Origin of the sequence: Psychrobacter sp. CMS30 (genome assembly GCF_904846565.1) — a bacterium.
GTDB lineage: Bacteria > Pseudomonadota > Gammaproteobacteria > Pseudomonadales > Moraxellaceae > Psychrobacter > Psychrobacter maritimus.
This window is the reverse complement of the sequence record NZ_CAJHBF010000002.1, coordinates 50020-67964: the sequence shown is the minus strand read 5'-3', so window position 1 is coordinate 67964 and position 17945 is coordinate 50020. Positions and strand designations below refer to the sequence as shown.

Here is a 17945-nt window from a genome sequence, read left to right as displayed (position 1 = left end):
TTTATAAACAGAATGAATCACATTTTTAACTGTTAGGTTTTAAATGTTTAACAACAACTATTTTTATAAATAGCTGCTGATTTTTAACTTTTAGTTTTCAGGTTTTCATAGGCGATTGACTAAAGAATCAACACGCTCGCCAAGCCCAAAAACGACATAAAGCCGACAATATCGGTCACGGTGGTTAAGATAACCGAGGCGGATAGCGCAGGGTCGATATTCATACGTTTAAGCATCAGCGGAATACTAATGCCTGAAACGTTGGCGGCGGTCATATTAATCGCGATAGCAAGCCCAATGACAGCGCTGATTTTAATGTCATGAAACCACAATTGGGCAATAAACGCCATGATTATCGCCCATATGATACCGTTTATCGCCCCAACCCACAGCTCTTTATTCAATAACCATAAGCGGTTTGAGCCACCGATTTGACCCATCGCCATACCACGAATGACGACGGTAAGCGTTTGCGAGCCTGCAATACCGCCCATACTGGCAACCACGGGCATTAATATTGCCAGCGCCACGACCTTTGCCAGTACGGCTTCAAACTGGCCAATCACTGCGGCGGCCAATAGCGCGGTGCATAAATTAATACCAAGCCAAATACTACGGCTTTTAGCACTGGTCAAAATAGGCGCAAACAGCTCTTCGTCTTGGCTGACACCGGCAAGGTTTTTCATGGTGCTGTCGACATCATCTTGGATAATCTCCATGATATCTTCGCCATTTAACTGGCCGACCAGCTCGCCGTGACTGTTAATCACCGGGGCAAAGCGAATGTCTTCTGAACGGAAAATCGCTGCCGCATCTTGAATGTCTAAGCGGTCATTGATGGTAATGGCCGCATCAATTAATGCCGATACTAGGGTACGTTGGTCATGTTTAATCAAATCGACCAAACTGAGCAGCCCGAGTAATTGCTGGCTTTGGTCGACGACCAATAGCTCTTGGCTCTCGTCATCGAGCAGGTCGTCATTTTCTCGCAGCCAGTTTTGTACTTCCGCTAGCGTAATATCGTCTCTAATCTGAATAAGATCAGGATCCATATAACTACCAACTTCCCAGTCGGCATAGGTATCGAGCTTATTGACCTGAATGCGAATATCTTCATCTAGAGTTGCCATCACCGAGGTGCGCACACTTTCGGTAACGGTGTCTAGAATCTCGGAGATATCTTGCGCATCAAGGTCTTGGGTAAAAAGCGATATCTCTTTTGAAGAGATGTTTTCTAACAGCGGCTGGCGGGTATCAAACTCCAGCTCTGCAAGCACTTCGCCTTTGATATCTTCTGGTACTTGTGCCCAAATCAATAAGCGATTTTGGCTAGGAAATGATTCTAATAAGCTGGCAATCTCATATTCTGATTGCTTGGCTAAAAACTCGGTAATGGCCTCATAGGCTTTATCCGCGACCAACTCTTGCAAATACAGCAGTTTATATTCGCTGTTAGATTCCGCCGGATTGTAGTCTCCCTGTCGTGTCGATGGGCGTTCAGCATTCGGCGTCGAGGTGGGCATAAAAGTTCCAAGTTTTTAAAAGGTATTAATAATAATTAAAGTATCGGCTTTATATTTAATAGATTAGCAGTATTTATCAGCCAATTTTAGCTATCAAACTTAGCGATTACCTAATAAAGCACGAATATTGGCCAAGTATTCATCAGCAACTTTTTCAGGGTCTTTGCTGGCCTTTTTCTTTTTCGCTTTGGCTGGCCAGTCGATATGATCTTCTGGCAATTCATCTAAAAAGCGTGATTCAGACGTCACGCGCATTTGCCCGCCTGCGCGGCGCTGGGTGGCAAGTGTCAATGTCAGCTCACGACGGGCGCGGGTAATGCCTACATACATCAAGCGGCGCTCTTCTTCGACCGTCTCGCTTAGGATAGAGTTGCGGTGCGGTAGCATCTCTTCCTCAAGCCCCATGATATAAACAAAATCAAACTCCAAACCTTTTGCCGCATGTAAGGTCATGAGGTTGACTTTATTGGTATTTTCTTCTTCTTGCTGCTGCTCGAGCATATCAAGCAAGACCAGCTTACGAATGATGGTATCAATGGTGCGGTCTTCATCTTCTTCGGCGCGATTTATCAGCGATTGAATACTGGTATATAGCATGTCGATATTATCGATACGATTTTTTTCTTGTTGTGGCGTTTTAGAATCGCTACGGACAAAGTCGATATAACCGGTTTCATCAATCATTTGACGCACGATTGGCACGGGGTCGGGATGCTGATCGAGCTCACGGGTATAGTGGCCAATAAAATCGCCAAACTCCTTCAATGTCCCATAAGCCTTAGACGGCAAGACGTGAGCAAGACCGGCGTGGGTACAAGACGCCAATAATGATATGCTATGTTCTTGTGAAAATAAACCAAGCTTTTCAAGGGTTGCCGGTCCCATCCCGCGCTTCGGCGTATTGATAATCCGTAAAAATGCGCTGTCATCTTCTGGGTTAAGAATCAAACGCAAATAACCCATGATGTCTTTGATTTCACTACGGGCAAAGAACGACTGACCACCTGATAACTTATAAGGCACTTGCAACTGACGAAGTTGTGCCTCTAGCATGCGCGCCTGAAAGTTACTGCGATAAAGAACGGCGTATTGCTCCCATTCATTACCGAAACGCAATTTATGCGTGACAATCTCTTTTGCCACGCGCTCGGATTCATCATCATCATTACGACAATTAATAATACGAATTTTTTCGCCTTGACCTTTATCTGACCAGAGTTTCTTTTCAAATAAATGCTCGTTATTGGTAATAACGGCGTTGGCAGAGGTCAAGATACGCGTGGTTGAACGATAGTTTTGCTCAAGCATGACTATTTTTAATTTTGGAAAGTCTTCTTTCAGTAATCCCATGTTTTCAGGTTTAGCACCGCGCCACGCATAGATAGATTGGTCGTCATCACCAACAACGGTAAAGCGTCCTTGCGGTCCGACCAGATATTTAATCATCTCATACTGGGCGGTATTGGTATCTTGATACTCATCGACCAGCAAGTAACGAATACGGTTTTGCCATTTATCACGCAGCTCTCTATTTTCACGTAATATTTTGGTCGGCAAGACAATCAAATCGTCAAAATCAACGGCATTATAAGCACGCAGATTGCGCTCATATAAAGCATAAAGGGTGGCAAAAATCATATCTTCTGGATCGTCCAAAGTTTCCATTGCCTTGTCCGGCTCAATCAGATCGTTTTTCCAATCAGAAATCATTTTTATCGCTTTGCCTACCAGCTCACGACTTTCCGCGCCGCTTAAGTTGTCACGCATCATCAGCTCCATCAACAGACGTTTGCTGTCGTCGCTGTCCATGATGGAAAAGTTACCTTTCAATGGCGTATGGATTAGCTCATAACGTAAAAACTGTAGCCCGAACTGGTGAAAGGTAGACACTGTCAGCCCGCGGGTTTTTTCACTCGGCAGCAATTTACTGACCCGGGCTTTCATCTCCCGCGCCGCTTTATTGGTAAAGGTCACCGCCGTAATGCGCTCGGCTGGCATGTTGCATTCTTCGATTAGATAGGCAATTTTACGGGTAATCACCGATGTCTTACCGGAGCCAGCACCTGCTAGCACGAGCAATGGACCAGATACGTAGAGCATCGCTTCTTGTTGTTTGGGATTAAGTTGACTCATAAGGTGACCTGTAAGACAAAAGCAAAAAAAGTAAGCAAAAGGGGGCGAGCTTCGATATTAACAGCCGCTAAGTTCAATCAATATCGCACGCATTAAGCAAATTGCTAGTGCAACATGACAACATAGCATTATAGCTTGTTGCCTCATCTTGATATCAAAACATGGCGTCGATAGGATTATTCAATCCGTCTGTTAATTAAGCACAGAGCAGTTAATATTTTGTGACAATTAACCATAAGTGCCGTCATTAAAAAAGCTGCCGATAGGGCCATGGAATTCGGTGGGTCATTATAAAGCAAAAACCCTATCTTTGGGTGAGGAGTTGAAGGATGCGTGCCGAGTAAAAAAGCGTTTGGATTGCGTAACTTACACTATATATACCAGCGCCTTTTTAGAAATATGGATTTGGGCTTAATATAAGGTAACGTCTATATCATAGGTCGTAGTAAAAAAAACATATTTTTTTTGCAGAGAAAATGACCGTTCAATGCAGTTAAAAACTAGCTTTTGATTGCCGATATGCGTATAGTACGTAAATAATTTATGCCAGTTGTCACGTCATTGTTGACCACGTGTAATGAGCTATTAAATCAATTAAGTAAACACCGGATATGATATTGATTTAATACGTTGATCTTACGTTGTTACAAGATACGTTGGGCGACCAGCCTTTTTATCCGTGTACAGAGCGGAACATCTACAGTTGGTCACGTCTGACATCGTCGTCAATAAGCTTGATAATTGGTTATTACCAGCACAGTAGCTATAATAGTCATTGATTTATATAATCACTGAGTTATTTAAACAAATTTACTCAAATAAAGTGACTCAATGACAGTTACTTTGTGTTTTCGTCTGCGTTACGCCTGTCGCCATTACCACCATTATTTGTGAGTATTTGCGGTGCGCTTGACACTCGATTGGGTGAGGAGCACGTATTATCATGTCTGCTTTTAATTGGTCAGCAATCGCTTTTATTTTAGCCGCCATTGGGCTAGTTGTATTTATGCTGGTCGTTCCGCGCTTACTTGGCGGTCGCTCTCAGGGCTCACAAAAAGAAGAGGTATTTGAAGCGGGTGTTGTCGGAGCTGGCAACGCCCGCATTCGTTTGTCTGCTAAATTCTATTTGGTGGCCATCTTCTTCGTTATTTTTGATTTAGAAGCGCTGTATCTATATGCCTATGCGGTTTCCGTTCGTGAGGCTGGCTGGCTTGGCTTTGTCGCTGCCGCGATATTTATCACCATCTTGATTATTGGCTTGGTATACGAGCTCAGTCTGGGTGCGATGAACTGGGCACCGGCGGATAAACGCCGTAAGCAACCTCGCTTACATGCGGCTCCGGCAGGTTTCAATTTGGCAGACATCACCAAATTTGATGGCGTTGATGAGCTGATGGTTGATCCGACGGGTAAAATACCGGCGCAATCTTCAGGGCAAATTAATGTCTCGAACAACATTGAGACCAATCGTCGTCATTTGCAGAATATCGATCATATTAATACCACAGGTAATATTACCTCCGTGGATTTTGCCACCTCTGCGCAGCCCGATAAGGTCGAACGCTAATTGCTTATAGCTAGATTGCTTTAGCCTTATTCCCGCATGTCAGCATGATTAATTTATTCATAATAGAAGTTATGGCGCTCGTAGTGGCAATCTGATTGCCGCATGGCGCTTAAAATAAAGGTTGTATGTTATGAAATACACATTAACAAAAGCCAACCCTGATGCAGATACCTATCCTGCACAGACTAGTCAAACGGTCAATGACCCGCTCGAAGACGAAGTCAATAAAAACGTCTTTATGGGTCGTCTCGAAGACCTTGTCCATTCAACAGCAAACTGGGGGCGCAAGCACTCACTGTGGCCATTTAACTTTGGTACCTCATGCTGTTATGTCGAATATGCAACTACCTTAACTGCGGTTCACGATTTATCACGCTTTGGTGCCGAAGTTATTCGCGCCTCGCCCCGTCAGGCGGACGTGATGATTGTTGCTGGTACTTGCTTTGTAAAAATGGCACCGGTTATTCAGCGTCTATATGAGCAAATGCTTGAGCCAAAATGGGTCATCTCAATGGGTGCTTGTGCCAACTCGGGCGGTATGTATGACATCTACTCAGTGGTGCAAGGCGTGGATAAAATCATACCTGTCGATGTCTATGTCCCCGGTTGTCCGCCGCGTCCAGAAGCTTTGATTCAAGGCTTGATGCTGCTGCAAGAGTCGATTACCAAAGAGCGTCGTCCGCTGGGTATTCATGTCAATGAGCAGGGTATCTATCAGCCACAAATGACGCCTGAGCGTGACCGTAAGCAAGCGGACCGTATCGCTGTGAAAAACTTGCGTAGCCCAGATAGTATTTAATCAGCAAGCATGTAGCCAAACTGTATGTGAAAAAGCAATATTTAAGCATAAGGTATTTTATGTGCTTGTTTGGCTCAATCATTCATAATCCGTAAAAATGCTCAGTACGCATATATTCATCGTAGTTCAGTTATGATCAACATAGTTCAGTTGTGTTCAACATAGCTTAATTATGATTAATGAAGGAATACATCATTCATGGTCACGGTAGTCGAAAACATAGATCCTAAGATTAAGCCTGTCCCAGCGGTTATCACCGAGCTTGAGCAGAAGTATGCCGGTAAGTTTGTCGTACAGCACACGGTGGATGAGATTCCAACGGTGTGGGTTGCGCGTGCCGACTTATTAGACGTTCTATTATACCTGCGTAAATTGCCAAAACCTTATGTCATGCTCTTTGACTTATCAGCGATAGATGAGCGCTTGCGTCAACATCGCCAAGGGTTGCCTGACAGCGATTTTACGGTGTTTTATCATTTGATGTCGCTTGAGCGCAATAGCGATGTGCGTATCAAAGTCGCGCTAAGCGAAGACGATATTAATGTACCGAGCGCGACCAAGATTTGGCCAAATGCCAACTGGTATGAGCGTGAAGTGTGGGATATGTTTGGTATTGTCTTTACAGGTCATCCGCATTTAACCCGTATCTTATTGCCAAAATATTGGGAAGGTCATCCACTGCGCAAAGAATATCATGCGCGGGCGACTGAATTTACCCCGTATTTCTTGAATACCGCCAAACAACAATACGAGCAAGAAAACCTGCGCTTTGTCCCTGAAGAGTGGGGCATGAAACGCTCGGGTCGTGATGAAGACTTTATGTTCTTGAACATCGGTCCTAACCATCCATCGGCTCACGGTGCTTTCCGTTTGGTACTTCAGCTTGATGGCGAAGAAGTCGTCGATTGTATTCCCGATATTGGCTATCACCATCGCGGCGCCGAAAAAATGGCTGAGCGTCAAACGTGGCACTCATTTATTCCTTATACCGACCGTATCGACTATCTCGGTGGTGTGATGAATGAGTTACCGTATATCATGTCGGTTGAAAAGCTTGCCGGTATTACTATTCCACCGCGCGCTGAAACCATCCGCGTGATGATGAGTGAGTTTTTCCGTATTACCAATAACTTGCTGTTCGTCGGTACCTTTATTCAGGATGCGGGCGGTATGACGCCAGTATTCTATATGTTTACCGACCGCCAAAAAGCCTATGACGTTATCGAAGCCGTTACCGGTTACCGTATGCATCCAGCGTGGTTCCGTATCGGCGGTACAGCGCATGATTTACCGCGCGGCTGGCAGCGTTTGGTTCGCGAGTTCCTAGAATGGATGCCAAAACGTCTGGATGAGTATGTCAAAGCAGCGCTGCAAAACAGTGTGCTTAAAGGTCGTACCCAAGGCGTTGCGCAATATAATACCAAGCAAGCATTGGCATGGGGCGTGACTGGCGCAGGTTTACGTGCGACAGGTTTGGACTTTGATTTGCGTAAAGCACGCCCTTACATGGGCTACGAGAATTACGACTTTGAAGTCCCAGTCGGCTATAACGGCGATGCTTATGATCGCTGTATGGTAAAAGTCGAAGAGATGCGCCAGTCGCTACGCATCATCCGTCAATGTATGGATAATATGCCGCAAGGTCCTTATAAGGCGGATCATCCGTTGGCAGTACCACCGCCAAAAGACCGTACCTTGAATGATATCGAAACCTTGATTAACCACTTTATCTCCGTTTCTTGGGGTCCTGTGATGCCAGCGGGTGAGTGCACCACGATTGTTGAAGCCACCAAAGGTCTAAACAGTTATTACATCACCTCCGATAAAGCGACGATGAGCTATCGTACTCGTATTCGTACGCCGACATTTGCGCACCTGCAGCAGATGCCATCGGTGATTAATGGCTCATTGGTATCCGATGCCATTATGTATTTGGCATCGATTGATATTGTGATGGCCGATTGTGACCGCTAGATATTAGCCTTAATGCATTTATCATCATCTTTTATCAATGCTAAATGCTATTAATGTCAAATATTAGAAGTTAAGTATTAAAAGTAAGACACGTTCATTAACATGTTATCGCCAAACTGGCACACCAAAACGCTGTCATTGCGCTATGCGCGCAACCTTAACAGTGGGCTGAGTGAGGAAAGAAAAAGATTATGAGAATTGTTTCCGATAAAATGCCAAAAGTAGATGTGGCAAGTATCTTAACCGCTGAAGAAATTGCGGCTATCCATGAGTTTATGCATCATTATCCCCATCCACGGGCAGCGTCTTTAGATGCGCTAAAAATCGTGCAAAAGCGTAATGGCTGGGTCGATGATGCACAAGTTAATGCTATCGCTAATATTCTAAATATTCCTGTGACCGATATGGATGGGGTGGCAACCTTCTTTAACCGTATCTATCGTCAGCCAGTCGGTCGCAATGTCATCCTTATTTGTGATTCGGTCGCTTGTTATCTAACCGGTTACGAAGCGCTGGCCGCTGAATTAAAAGCGCAGCTGGGCATCGACTATGGTCAGACTACCGCTGATAACCGCTTTACGCTATTGCCGATTTGCTGTTTGGGTAACTGCGATAAAGGTCCTGCTGTCTTAATTAATGAAGACACCTATGGTCCTGTGCAGCCCACCGAAGTCGCCCAATTGTTGGAGCTATACGCATGAGTTTAACGATTTCAGAGCAGATTGCTCGTCGCGGTCAAGGCAAAGCGCCAAGCCAATTAAATGACCAGCGCATTCCTGTTTATGGCGATAAAGCGACCGCTACCAGTGAAACCAAACCATTAACATGGCGCCTCGCCCATCACGATGCGGTATTGGATTTAGCCACTTATGAATCGCTACGTGGTTTTGAAGCCTTAAAGATGGCTTTAAACCAATCACCAGCCGACACTTTAAATGCCATTAAAGAAGCAGTGGTCAAAGGTCGTGGCGGTGCAGGTTTCCCAGCCGGTATTAAATGGTCGCTGATGGCACCACCCGATGGCGGTCCACGTTATCTGGTTTGTAATGCCGATGAGATGGAGCCGGGCACTTTTAAAGACCGTCTCTTGATGGAGCGTCTACCGCTACAGCTTATCGAAGGTATGCTGATTTCTGCCTACGCGATTGGTGCAACGGCTGGTTATATCTTTATTCGCGGCGAGTATATCTTAGCAGCAGAGCGTCTAACGGCTGCGCTTGAAGAGTTGCGTGCCAATAATTTGGTCGGCGACAATATCTTAGGGTCTGACTTTAGCTTTGATTTGCACGTCCATACCGGCGCTGGTCGTTATATTTGCGGTGAAGAAACCGCTTTGATTAATTGCCTAGAAGGTCGCCGTGCCAATCCGCGTACCAAACCACCGTTTCCGCAGGTGGCAGGTGCATGGGGACGTCCAACCGTCGTTAATAACGTTGAAACTCTACATAACGTTTCAGCGATTATTTTGCACGGTAGTAAATGGTATCAAGATCTACCAAAAGCCAAAGGCGTGGTCGAAACTCCAGGTACCAAGCTATTTGGTTGTTCAGGTTTGGTCAATGATCCCGGTCTATGGGAGCTACCATTTGGTTATACGGCGCGCGAAATTATCGAAGATTTTGCTGGCGGTATGCAGGAAGGTAAAAAGCTTAAGGCTTGGCTACGGGCGGCGCATCAACCGACTTTTTAACCGCTGACCATCTAGATACCGTCGTCGATTTTGACACCATTCAAAAAGCCGGTAGCCGTATGGGTACAGGGCTAATCATGGTCGTCGATGGAGAACAAGATATGGTGCCATTACTGCGCAACCTTGAGATTTTCTTCCAACGAATCGTGTGGTTGGTGTACACCGTGCCGTGATGGTTTACCGTGGGGCGTAAAAATATTGACCGCTATCAATGATGGTCAAGGTCAAATCGGTGACGTTGAGAAGTTAGAAGGCTTAACCCGTGATTTATGGATCGGTAAAACCTTCTGTGCCCATGCGCCGGGTGCGATGGAACCACTGATGAGTGCAATTAAATATTTCCGTCCTGAGTTTGATCAAAAAATTGCGCAGGCGGTTGGTGAAGATGTCATTGAGGCTGCAGCCAATCAACAGCCAGAAGTGAAATAAGGAGAGCGGCATGGCAGTCATACATATTGATGGAACCACTGTCGAAGTAGATAGCGCAGATAACTTGCTGCAAGCATGTTTATCACTCGGCATTGATGTGCCGTATTTTTGTTATCACCCCGCCTTAGGTTCAGTCGGCTCTTGCCGTCAGTGTGCGGTTAAGCAATATCAGTCTAAAGAAGATATGGAAGCGGGTCGCGGTCGCCTGGTGATGTCATGTATGGTCGCTCCGGGCGATGATATGTACATCTCGGTCACCGATGATGAAGCCAAAGCCTTTCGTAAGTCGATGGTTGAGCTGTTGATGATCAACCATCCGCATGACTGTCCAACTTGTGAAGAAGGCGGACATTGTCATTTGCAAGACATGACCTATATGTCAGGTCATAGCCGTCGTCGCTATCGCTTTACTAAGCGCACCCATCATAATCAAGAGCTTGGGCCGTTTATCGCTCATGAGATGAACCGCTGTATCGCTTGCTATCGCTGCGTCCGTTTTTATAAAGACTATGCGGGCGGCGAAGATTTGGGCGTTTATGGCTCAAATGAGCGCGTTTATTTTGGTCGTGATAAAGACGGTCAGTTCGAAAGTGAATTCTCTGGTAACTTAACCGAAGTGTGCCCAACCGGTGTCTTTACCGATAAAACCCACTCTGAGCGCTATAACCGTAAATGGGATATGCAGTATGCGCCAAGCATCTGTCATGGTTGCTCAGCCGGTTGTAATATCTCTCCGGGCGAGCGTTATGGTGAATTACGCCGTATTGAAAACCGCTATAACGGTGAAGTAAACCGTTACTTCTTATGTGACCGCGGTCGCTTTGGTTACGGTTATGTCAATCGCGAAGACCGTCCAACGCAAGCGCTCGAACGTATCAATGATAAGCACGTTAAAATTAATATCGACTATGCGTTAGACGAAACCATCAAACGTATCAAAGATAAAAAAGTCATAGGTATTGGCTCACCACGTGCCAGCCTTGAGACCAACTTTGCGCTAAAAAATATGGTTGGCTTTGATAACTTTTCAACCGGCCTTAATCATCAGCAGCAAGCACTGGTCAATAAATGTATTGAAGTATTGAGTACTGAGGGAGTTTATAACCCGGGTATGACGGATATTGAAAGCCACGATGCGGTATTGGTGCTAGGTGAAGATATTACTCAAACCTCATCACGTGTGGCGCTGTCGATTCGTCAAGCAGCAAAAAATGAAGCCATTAAAATGGCTGCTGCGACCAAAACGCAATCGTGGTTGGCCGAGCCAGTCAAACGTATTGGTCAAGGTGTACAAAGCCCGGTATATGTTATCGATGTTATCCAAACTAAGCTAGAAGATATCAGTAAAGTCAGTGTTGTTGCGACACCTGAAGATATTACTAAGCTTGGCTTTAAAGTCGCCGATGCGATTGCTGATTTTGCTGATGATTTAGCAGAAATAGCAGAACCAACGTCAGATAGTGATGACGATGCTAATGTTGATGCTATGCAAGCATTGGCACAGCAAATTGCTTATGACTTGATTCAAGCCGATAAGCCGTTAGTAGTCTCTGGTAGCAGCTTATCATCGACTGCTTTGATAGAAGCAGCAGCACAAATCACTCAAGCATTGAGCCAAAAACGTGCAGCGATTAAAGCGACTGAGCAGCAGCAGGTTGAGGCGCATAACGCTCTAGTTCGTGATAAACAGCTTCGTGATGAGCAGGTTGCAGCCCAAGCAGCAACCCCGCAGCAAAGCGAAGACAAAGACTTATCTGCTAAGCCGAACAAACCTGAAACCGGTGTTGATACAGAAGCGCAAGACGACGTCGAACGTAAACCGGCAACCAAGCTTGAGCTAAAAGAAGTTAATAAACAATACCATGCGCAAGCCGGTATTTATTTAGCGGTTCCTGATGCCAATAGCATTGGTGTTTGTATGCTTGGCGGTCAATCAGTCGAAGAATTATTAGCCACTGATTTTGATGTGGTCATCGTTGCTGAAAATCAGTTAACCGATGCCATTGATGCGCACAAATTAACCCAGTTATTGACCGATAAAACCGTCATCGCCCTTGACCATCAGCTCCTTGATTGGCATAAAGATGTCGATATCGTCTTACCAGCTGCTAGTTTTGCGGAAGCGGACGGTACGCTTATCTCTGCTGAAGGTCGTGCGCAGCGCTTCTTCCAAGTTTATGATAACGAATATTATCATCCAATGAGCAGTATCAAAGAAGGCTGGCGCTGGTTACATGCTGTTCATAGCAGCTTAGAAGGTCGCGATGTCGACTGGACACAGCTTGATGACGTCATCAATGCATTGGTTGCCACTCATCCTAAACTTGCTGGTATTAAGGGCGCTGCTCCTGATGCCGATTACCGTATGACCGGTCTAAAAATTGCCCGTCAGCCGCGTCGCTACTCAGGTCGTACTTCTATGCGTGCGCCGGTATCTGTGCATGAGCCGATGCAGCCAAAAGATTTGGATACCGGTTTAACCTTCTCAATGGAAGGCTATAGCGGTAAGCAAACGCCAAGCTCGATGATTCCTTTTGCCAATGCGGCAGGTTGGAACTCACCGCAAGCATGGAATAAATACCAAGATAAAGTCGGTGGTAGCCTCAAAAATGGTGATCCAGGCGTCCGTCTGTTTGATCAATTAGAGCGCTTAGCCACGCGTCAATATGTTGCCCCAGAAGTTACTTCGGTGACGACCACGGATATGCAGCAAGGACAAGCAAAACTGGTACCGATTTATAACCTTTATGCCAGCTCTATGATGGCATCACGTAGCCCAGTGGTTGCTGAGCAATTACCGCTAGCCACATGGCGCGTCGGTATTGACGATGCAAAAGACTGGGGTCTTGCAGCGGGTGATTATCTGGCGATTGAGATTGATAAACAGCAAATCACCTTACCCGTTGAGCTGGTTGGTTACTTAGCAGAAGGTTGTATCGGCTATCCGGTTGGGCAGGTGGATATCATCCATCCGTCAATGCCAGCATCGGTACGTAAAGTTGATGCGCCGGTGACGATGATGGGCAGCATGGCGACTGATAGTAATTTAACCGCCAATACCAATAACCGCGCAACACAAGTAAGCAGCGCGCCGACCACCACACAGGAGGTGTAATATGCAAGTTACCCGTATTATCCCTGATGTGCCAAGCTTTTTGGCTGGTATGATGACCTTTGATACCTGGTCGATACTCTTTATGGTCGTGCAATCGCTGGTCATCTTTTTGGTGGTCGTCATTGTCGCGGCAATGATGATTATTTATGAGCGCCGCATGCTAGCACTCTGGCAAGACCGTTATGGTCCTAACCGTGTTGGTCCGTTTGGCTCGTTGCAGCTGGTTGCTGATATGCTCAAAATCTTCTTTAAAGAAGATTGGACGCCAAACTTTACCGATAAGTTTATGTTTACCTTGGCGCCTGCGGTTGCCATGTTTACTGCTTTGGCCTCTTTTGCCATTATTCCTATCTCGCCATCTCTTGGAGTTGCTGATTGGGATATCGGTATTTTGTTCTTCTTTGCTATGGCAGGTATTGCTGTCTATGCGGTGATGTTCGGTGGCTGGGCATCGGCCAATAAGTTCTCTTTACTTGGCGGCTTACGTTCTGCGGCGCAAACCATCAGTTATGAAGTGTTTTTAGGCTTATCATTGATGGGTGTGGTTGCCTTAACAGGTTCATTCAACCTACGCGAAATCGTTGAATCGCAAATTGACGGCTGGTATATCATTCCGCAATTCTTTGGCTTTTTAACCTTTGTCGTTGCTGGTGTTGCTGTTACCCATAGACATCCATTTGATCAGCCAGAAGCCGAGCAAGAATTGGCCGAAGGTTATCATGTCGAATATTCTGGCATGAAGTTTGGTATGTTTTTTATCGGTGAATATGTCAACGTCGTACTGATTTCTGCGTTGATGACTTGTTTGTTCTTCGGTGGTTGGCTTGCGCCGTTTAATTTAGATATTCCGTTTATTCCACCAGCTTTTTGGTTCATGATTAAGACACTATTCTTTATGACCATGTTTATTTTGGCTCGAGGCTCACTCATGCGTCCGCGCTATGATCAGGTGATGAACTTTGGCTGGAAAGTCTGCCTGCCGGTAACCTTGATTAATCTGTTGGTTACTGCTGCAGTCATTTTGATTTTTTCCCCAACGTTATAGTCATTACTAGTAGCCATTACTAGCCATCACTGATGAACTAGGGTAAAGCTGATAAGGATAATAATCCCATGTTTACTACTATAAAAAAGACCGTCATTGGTATGTTTACCATTGTCCGCAGTATGTGGATGGTCAATAGTCATGCAATCAGGCCACGCGACACTATTCTTTATCCAGAAGTGCCGGTACCAGTACCGCCGCGCTTTCGCGGACGTATCATCTTGTCTCGTGACCCTGATGGTGATGAGCGCTGCGTCGCTTGTAACCTATGTGCTGTGGCATGTCCGGTCGGCTGTATCTCACTGCAAAAAGCAGAACGTGAAGATGGACGCTGGTATCCAGAGTTTTTTCGCATCAACTTTTCACGCTGTATCTTTTGTGGATTGTGTGAAGAGGCGTGTCCGACGACCGCGATTCAGATGACCCCAGACTTTGAGATGGGCGAATATGTCCGTCAAGACTTGGTTTATGAAAAAGAGCATTTGCTGATTTCAGGACCGGGTAAATATCCCGATTATAACTATTATCGCGTGACGGGTATGGCGGTAGCAGATAAACCAAAAGGCGCGGCACAAAATGAAGCTGCACCGATTGATCTAAGGAGCTTGCTACCATGATGAATATCTTAAATAGTCCTGAATTGGCAGGGTTTTATGCGCTGGCAGCGGTGGCAATATTTGCCAGCTTGCGCGTGGTGACCCTCGCCAATCCAGTACATGCTATTTTATCGATGATTGTGTCGTTATTGGCCATCTCAGGTATTTTCTTTGTATTAGGGGCACCTTTTGCTGGTGCGCTTGAAGTGGTCGTTTATGCTGGTGCTATTATGGTGCTGTTCGTTTTCGTTATTATGATGCTAAATCTCGGCATGAGTAATGATGAGCGCGAAGAGCGCTGGCTTGATGCCAAAACTTGGGCGGTACCGACGGGGCTAACGATTATTATCGCGGTTGTGCTATATGCGATGATTGGTCTTAACCATAATGAAGCGGCGATGATTGGCGGTACGACGATTTCAGCCAAAGCAGTAGGTACGGCGCTATTTACCAAATATATTATGCTGATAGAAGTAGCTGCATTGCTCTTATTAGCCGCTTTGGTTGCCGCTTATCATTTGGGTAAAGAGTCTATTGACGATGAGATTGTCGGTAATGCAAGTCAAGGTAATGCAAGCCGAGGTGCTAGCCAAGCAACCAATCCAAATGTCGCCAGTATCAAACATTACGATGATAACGGCATGCCCATAGATACTGATGCAGTAAACATGGCTGAACCATACGAATATAAAGATGTTGACCCGCATGACTATGTTGGCAAGAAAGTCGGCATGAAAGCAGGTACGCAGGTAGGTGTGAATAAAGTCACGCGCAAGGAGTCGGACTGATGGTACTAGCAGCGAGCGTGGCACAGGAGGTTGCGAATGTGCCGTTTGCCCACGAGGTAGCAGGCTTAGTGCAGCCGGTTGCTGAGGCGCAGAATGTACTGGGTATGATACCCATGAGCCATGGATTGATTTTGGCCGGTATTTTATTTGCGATAGGTCTGTGCGGTGTCATGGTAAGGCGTAATTTCTTATTTATGCTGATGAGCCTTGAGATCATGATGAATGCGACGGCTTTGGCATTTGTGGTCGCAGGTAGCCGCTGGGTTGATCCAGATGGACAGATCATGTTTATCTTTATTCTGACTTTAGCAGCGGCAGAGGCGGCCATTGGTTTGGCAATATTATTGCGGTTTTATCATCAGCGTGGGCATCTTGATGTCGATAGCGCCAATGAGATGAAAGGATGATGTCATGAGTTTATTACCATTAACCTTTATATTCCCGCTCGTTGGCTTTTTGATTCTAGCCTTTATGCGCGACAAGTTAAGCGAGCAGGTAGCAGCGATTGTCGGTGTCGGTAGCATGCTGCTATCAGCACTTTGCACGCTGTTTGTCAGCTATACCTTTTTAACAAGCAACCCTGCCGGTACGGTCATCGAGATTCCGCTATGGACTTGGTTTCAAGTCGGCGATTTTGCGCCAAGTTTTGGTCTAAGCTTTGATGGCTTAGCATTGACGATGACGGGTGTTATTACCGGTATCGGCTTTTTGATTCATCTGTTTGCCGCATGGTATATGAAAGGTGAAACAGGCTTTGCGCGCTTCTTTAGCTATATGAACTTATTCGTCGCCAGCATGTTATTGCTGGTATTGGCGGATAACTTGTTCTTGCTCTATCTTGGCTGGGAAGGCGTCGGTATCTGTTCTTACTTGCTAATTGGTTTTTATTATCAAGACCGCGCTAATGGTCGGGCAGCGATTAAAGCCTTTACCGTCACCCGCGTTGGTGATGTGTTCTTAGCCTTTGGTTTGTTTTTATTATTCCGCGAATTTGGCACCCTTAATATTCAAGAAATTATTACCCGTGCGCCGGAAATCTTTGATATTAATAACCCAACGATGATTTTAACCACCATGATGTTGGTTGGTGGAGCGATGGGTAAATCGGCACAGTTACCACTACATACCTGGCTTGCTGATGCGATGGCAGGTCCAACGCCAGTATCGGCTTTGATTCACGCAGCGACGATGGTTACTGCGGGTGTTTATCTGATTGCGCGTCTACATCCATTATTTCTCCTCACACCGGGCGTATTGTTGTACTGGGTTGGGGCAGTGGGTGCATTGACGCTCGTCGTTGCTGGATTTTGTGCGCTGGTACAAACCGATATTAAACGTATCCTTGCTTATTCGACCATGAGCCAAATCGGCTATATGTTCTTAGCATTGGGCGTTGGCGCATGGCAAGGGGCTATCTTCCACTTGATGACGCATGCTTTCTTTAAAGCATTGCTATTCTTATCATCAGGTGCGGTGATACTTGCGGTTCATCATGAACAAAACATCTTTAAGATGGGCGGTTTACGCAAAAAGATACCGTTAGTATTTTGGTGCTATGTCGTCGGTGGCGGTGCGCTTGCGGCGATACCTTGGGTTACCGTTGGTTTCTATTCTAAAGAAGCGATTCTGTGGGAAAGCTACGCAACCGGTCACCAAGTCTTATTCTATATGGGCGTATTTGGTGCTTTCTTAACTGCGCTTTATACCTTCCGTATGATTTGGATTATCTTCTTTGGTGAAGAAAAAACCCCTGCGCATAAGCTATCTGGTGTGTCATATTGGCTACCGCTGACAGTATTGCTGGTATTATCAACCGCCGTTGGTGCGTGGATTACGCCACCATTACAAGGCGTATTGCCAGAGAGTGTTGGACACTTATTAGAAGTGGCCGGTCAAGCACATGACAAACATACGGCGGAATATATCGCCATGGGCGCCATGCTTGCAGGCTTAATACTCGCAGCATTCTTATATGTCGTCGATAAAGGTCGACTGTTGACCCGCTTTAAGCGCACCTCTATAGGCGCAGCGTTATATCATTGGTGCTATCACGGTATGGGCTTTGATGCGCTATACGATATAGTTTTTGTAAAACCCTTTTTGTTCATCGGCCGCTTATTTAAAGCCGACCCTATCGATAAAACGTGGCTGTTATTACCTAAGCTGGCATCTGCTGGTAACAAGGTATTGTCTGCGACGCAAACAGGGTCACTTCGAGGTTACGCTGCAAGCTTTGGCTTGGGTGTGGCTGTGCTGTTGGTGCTGGTAATGATGACGGTGGTATAA

Annotated in this window: 12 protein-coding genes and 1 pseudogene; 11 read left to right on the top strand and 2 right to left on the bottom strand. The window is 45.8% G+C overall.

The genetic code is table 11. The annotated features are described in order from the left end of the window. Nucleotides 1-119 precede the first annotated feature (119 nt). Together mgtE and JMX94_RS01265 are read right to left on the bottom strand one after the other, a co-directional pair. A complete protein-coding gene (gene mgtE, locus JMX94_RS01270) occupies nt 120-1523 on the bottom strand; it encodes a magnesium transporter (RefSeq protein ID WP_201562548.1) in 1404 nt (467 codons plus the stop codon). Nucleotides 1524-1622: 99 nt separating this feature from the next. Beyond that, on the bottom strand, nt 1623-3656 hold the full coding sequence (locus JMX94_RS01265) for a UvrD-helicase domain-containing protein (RefSeq protein WP_201562547.1): 2034 nt from the start codon (nt 3654-3656) through the stop codon (nt 1623-1625). Nucleotides 3657-4599: 943 nt separating this feature from the next. Between JMX94_RS01265 and ndhC the strand changes: the two genes are divergently transcribed. From ndhC to nuoL, 11 genes and pseudogenes are all read left to right on the top strand, one after another. Then, nucleotides 4600-5223: an NADH-quinone oxidoreductase subunit A gene (gene ndhC, locus JMX94_RS01260; protein WP_201562545.1), complete on the top strand. Its 624-nt coding sequence runs from the start codon at nt 4600-4602 to the stop codon at nt 5221-5223. A 130-nt stretch (nt 5224-5353) separates the two neighbouring features. After that, the gene (locus JMX94_RS01255; protein WP_201562543.1) at nt 5354-6022 is read left to right on the top strand and encodes an NADH-quinone oxidoreductase subunit B family protein; all 669 of its coding nucleotides are present in this window, start codon (nt 5354-5356) and stop codon (nt 6020-6022) included. Nucleotides 6023-6220: 198 nt separating this feature from the next. Continuing rightward, a complete protein-coding gene (gene nuoC, locus JMX94_RS01250) occupies nt 6221-7996 on the top strand; it encodes an NADH-quinone oxidoreductase subunit C/D (protein ID WP_201562541.1) in 1776 nt (591 codons plus the stop codon). A 191-nt stretch (nt 7997-8187) separates the two neighbouring features. Further along, on the top strand, nt 8188-8697 hold the full coding sequence (gene nuoE / locus JMX94_RS01245) for an NADH-quinone oxidoreductase subunit NuoE (protein WP_201562539.1): 510 nt from the start codon (nt 8188-8190) through the stop codon (nt 8695-8697). Continuing rightward, nucleotides 8694-10115 (top strand): annotated as a pseudogene (locus JMX94_RS01240) (NADH-quinone oxidoreductase subunit F). Before nuoE ends, JMX94_RS01240 begins: the two are co-directional and overlap by 4 nt. Before the next feature lie 10 nt (nt 10116-10125). Further along, nucleotides 10126-13230, top strand: a complete 3105-nt coding sequence (nuoG, locus tag JMX94_RS01235; protein ID WP_201562537.1) for an NADH-quinone oxidoreductase subunit NuoG — start codon at nt 10126-10128, stop codon at nt 13228-13230. 49 nt (nt 13231-13279) lie between these two features. Beyond that, nucleotides 13280-14275 carry an NADH-quinone oxidoreductase subunit NuoH gene (nuoH, locus tag JMX94_RS01230; protein ID WP_201562763.1) on the top strand — a complete coding sequence of 332 codons (996 nt, stop codon included), beginning with the start codon at nt 13280-13282 and terminating at the stop codon, nt 14273-14275. A 68-nt stretch (nt 14276-14343) separates the two neighbouring features. Next, complete coding sequence (nuoI, locus tag JMX94_RS01225; protein ID WP_079691073.1) at nt 14344-14892, top strand: NADH-quinone oxidoreductase subunit NuoI; 549 nt, start codon at nt 14344-14346, stop codon at nt 14890-14892. Beyond that, complete coding sequence (nuoJ, locus tag JMX94_RS01220; RefSeq protein ID WP_201562536.1) at nt 14889-15659, top strand: NADH-quinone oxidoreductase subunit J; 771 nt, start codon at nt 14889-14891, stop codon at nt 15657-15659. Before nuoI ends, nuoJ begins: the two co-directional genes overlap by 4 nt. Before the next feature lie 98 nt (nt 15660-15757). Continuing rightward, nucleotides 15758-16066: an NADH-quinone oxidoreductase subunit NuoK gene (gene nuoK, locus JMX94_RS01215; protein ID WP_045445153.1), complete on the top strand. Its 309-nt coding sequence runs from the start codon at nt 15758-15760 to the stop codon at nt 16064-16066. A gap of 4 nt (nt 16067-16070) precedes the next feature. After that, a complete protein-coding gene (gene nuoL, locus JMX94_RS01210) occupies nt 16071-17945 on the top strand; it encodes an NADH-quinone oxidoreductase subunit L (protein ID WP_201562534.1) in 1875 nt (624 codons plus the stop codon).